Origin of the sequence: Salinibacter sp., from assembly GCF_036626415.1 — a bacterium.
In the GTDB taxonomy this organism is placed as follows: Bacteria; Bacteroidota; Rhodothermia; order Rhodothermales; family Salinibacteraceae; genus Salinibacter.
Genome location: NZ_JAZKRW010000208.1, coordinates 1 through 3,432, shown reverse-complemented (window position 1 = coordinate 3,432; position 3,432 = coordinate 1). Strand labels below are relative to the sequence as shown.

4 protein-coding genes are annotated in these 3,432 nt (G+C 65.9%); 2 read left to right on the top strand and 2 right to left on the bottom strand.

The annotated features are described in order from the left end of the window. Positions 1–121 precede the first annotated feature (121 nt). Together V5A20_RS13680 and V5A20_RS13675 are read right to left on the bottom strand one after the other, a co-directional pair. Entirely contained in the window at positions 122–736 is a 615-nt protein-coding gene (locus tag V5A20_RS13680; RefSeq protein WP_332327606.1) for an SAM-dependent methyltransferase, read from the bottom strand. Between the two features lie 43 nt (positions 737–779). Further along, positions 780–1,541, bottom strand: coding sequence for a hypothetical protein (locus V5A20_RS13675; RefSeq protein WP_332327605.1), 762 nt, complete (start codon positions 1,539–1,541; stop codon positions 780–782). 218 nt (positions 1,542–1,759) lie between these two features. Between V5A20_RS13675 and V5A20_RS13670 the strand changes: the two genes are divergently transcribed. Beyond that, complete coding sequence (locus V5A20_RS13670; RefSeq protein WP_332317039.1) at positions 1,760–2,515, top strand: SDR family NAD(P)-dependent oxidoreductase; 756 nt, start codon at positions 1,760–1,762, stop codon at positions 2,513–2,515. A 57-nt stretch (positions 2,516–2,572) separates the two neighbouring features. Continuing rightward, positions 2,573–3,432, top strand: an 860-nt coding sequence (locus tag V5A20_RS13665; protein ID WP_332317038.1) for a universal stress protein, incomplete at its 3' end; no start/stop codon positions are given.

Genomic DNA, 3,432 nt, shown 5'->3' with positions numbered 1-3,432 from the left:
GACAGCATGCGGGTTCGCACTTCCCAGGAGTGATAGAACAGGCAGCACAGCCCTACGACGGCCCAGGCTAAACGATCCGTGCACCATCTCGTCCTCTATTCGGGTGGGACGAGAAGGACAGCTACGCTGAGGGCCGCCACACGAAGCGAACGGTTGCGCCAGGCCCCTCGTGCATCCCCTCGTCGAGTATCGGCTCAGCGATCTCTAGCTGTTCGATGCCCGACTCGTCAAAGTGATTGCGGAGCTCTTCGGCGGTGACCATCATGTCGACGTTCGGCGGACCGCCACTGGTGTAGCCATCGGTCCGCTGCTCGGGGCGAAACCACTCGGCGATGAGGAGCCCGCCGGGCCGGAGACTGTTCTGAATGAGGCGGTACAAGGGCGGCCGTTCGTCGGGCGGCAAGTGCAGAAAGGTCGTCACCACCGCATCCCACGTTCGCGGCGGCGTCCACGAGCGCACATCGGCCTGCGTCGTCTCCACGGCCACCCCCGCCTCCTCGGCGAGGCGACGCGTTTTGCGCAGTCCCTCCGCGGCGTAGTCGACGGCCGTCACCGCATGGCCCTGCCGGGCCAGGTGCACGGCGTTGCGCCCCTCCCCCGCCCCGAGGGTGAGCACCTCGGCGGCGTCTGGAAGCCACGTCTCGGCGGCAGAGGCGACGAATTGGTTAGGCGCCTCGCCGTAGACGTACTCGTCCCGGGCGAAGCGGTCGTTCCAGAAGTCAGCGGGCTTCGGCATCGGAGGAAGTGAAACGGCAAAAATGCAGGCGAATCTACTCGGCTTAGAGGGACATCGTCCCCATTCCAAAGTTGACTCGGTCCGCATCGGTCGCCGTGACGCGCACCTGATCGGCCCCCGCGTCCGGCATCGACAGAGCGCCCTCGTACTCGCTCGTGGTTCCCGTGAAGGAGAGGGGCTCCTCCGCCACGACGGCCCCCTCCCGCAGAAGCTGCGCACGAATCGTGTAGCGGGTCGCGTCCCACAGCCCCCCCGGCTTCGTGGGGCAACCGCACATCATCTGCACGCGAGCCCGGACAGGAACGTCTCCTCCGGGGTTCACATCGGAGGCCGACGGCCTCAGCACTTCCACGATGAAGCCGTGCAGCGTAAGCGTAATCCCGTCGCCCGCCACATCCTCGCCCGGCACGAGGAGCACCGTCTTTGAGGCCGTCTGCATTGCCTGCGGGTAGTCGAGTGGGCCCTCGGCGGTAACGCGAACGCGAGTGGGCTCTGCCAAGTCAAGGGTGGTCTCGTACTTCGCCGCGCCGGGGGCCTCGTAGATCGAGGCACCACGCTCGTGGGGCTGGCGCATGATTTTCTCGGTACTGCCAGAATCTCCGGATTGACGGCCCTCGGCCAGCACCTCGCCCGTCTCGACGTGTTCGATGGTGATGTGGGCCCCGCCGACCGGGTCTTGAATCAGCTTGGCGTCATTGGAGACGGCCCGCACGGTCACCTGCGTGGGCACGGCGTCCTGGGCACCCGCCGGCGCGGCGAGCAGAAGCAGAAGCGGGACGATGGCGATGGATCGAAGACAACGCATGGGCGGCAGCAGCGTGGTTTGGGTGGGCCAAAAACGGGTCATCTATATCTCCAAGCTTGACGACCGATCCCCTCCCGTCCCTCCTTCGCCGGGTTTCCTCACTCGCTCCGAGGATGCACTACAACCATGCCGGGAAAACCCCCACAATTTCTCCGATTGAAATGTGATAAACTTATAACGCTCACTCCCCTCACTCATGACCCTCAGACACTTCAACCATGGACCGTGTAGACGGAAAAATCGCAGTTATCACCGGCGGCGGGCGGGGCATCGGTCAGACGACCGCCGAACTGCTGGCCGAAGAGGGCGCGCAGGTCGCCGTCACCGACATCGACGCGGACGCCGGCACGACGACCGTCGAGCACATTACAGACGCCGGGGGCGAGGCTGCTTTCTTCGAACACGACGTGACCTCCGAGGCCGACTGGGAGCGCGTGGTGGACAAGGTACAGGACACCCTTGGAGTCCCAGACGTGCTCGTGAACAACGCCGGCATCTACCAGATCGAGCCGGTCGACGAAATAGACGTCGACGATTGGAAGAACCTCATGGACATCAACGTGACCGGGGTCTTCCTGGGGCTCAAGCACTGCACGCCCCTCATGCGGGAGCAGGGACAGGGATCGGTCATCAACCTCTCGTCGGTGGCCGGCATCATTGGCCTGTCGGGGCACACCTGCTACGGGGCCAGCAAGGGCGCGGTGCGGACCATGACGAAGGACGCGGCGATCGAACTCGCGGAGGCCGGCGTCCGGGTCAATTCGCTCCATCCCGCCTACATTGACACTCAGATGGCCGACTACGGGGCCGAGACGCTGGGGACCCCCAAAGAAGAGCTGGACGCCATGCACCCGATCGGGCACATGGGCGAGCCGGAAGACGTGGCGTACGCCGTGCTTTTCCTGGCGTCCGACGAGTCGACGTTCATGACCGGGTCGGAAATGGTCCTCGACGGCGGCCTCACGGCGCAGTAGCCAGCGGACGACGCCCTCCCTTCACTTCTCACTCTTCTCACAACTCTCCCCCCTCCCATGCTCTCCATCCAGCGCATTCTCTTTCCGACCGACTTGTCGGACGGGGCGAAGCGCGCCTTTCCCCAGGCCGCCTACCTGGCCGACTGGCACGACGCCGACCTTCACATCCTGAACGTGACGGGGCGGCACCGGCACGACTACGAGGAGGCAACGGCGAATTTTCCCGTTCCCGTCGACACCCTCACCGAGTGGCTGCGGCGCCCCGCAAAGTCCATCACGGGCGCCAACTGGCCGGACCTGGAGGCGCTCCCCATCACGCAGGAACAGATCGAGTCGGCGGAGCCGGCCGAGCAGATCATCGCCTACGCCGAGGACGCGGCCGTCGACCTGATCGTGATGGGCACCCACGGCCGCCGCGGGGTGGATCGCATGCTGTTCGGGAGCACCACCGAAGAGGTGGTGCGGAAGGCCCCCTGCCCCACCTTCACGATCCGGGCCGACGCGGACGTGGCGCCAGACCAGGCCGTCCGTCGGGTGCTCGTCCCGGTCGATTTTTCCGACGCCTCGGAGTCGGCCATCCGGCACGCGAAGGAAATTGCCCTGACCTACGGCGCGGAGATCGACCTACTTCACGTCGTGGAGGAGCCGTTCTATCCGCCGGCCTACGGCCTCGGGGGCGCGGGCTTCCCGACCGATGAGGTCGTCGCGAGCGTGGAGGAGGAGCTCGCCGACCTGGCCCGGTCGGAGATCGGCTACGAGCACGTGATGATCGAGGCCCGCACCGGCAACCCGTCCCACGAGATCCTCGACTACATCGACGAGAAGGGGGTGGACCTTACCGTCATCGCCACCCACGGCCGCACGGGCCTGGACCGCATGCTGATGGGGAGCGTGGCCGAGCGCGTGCTGCGGCAGTC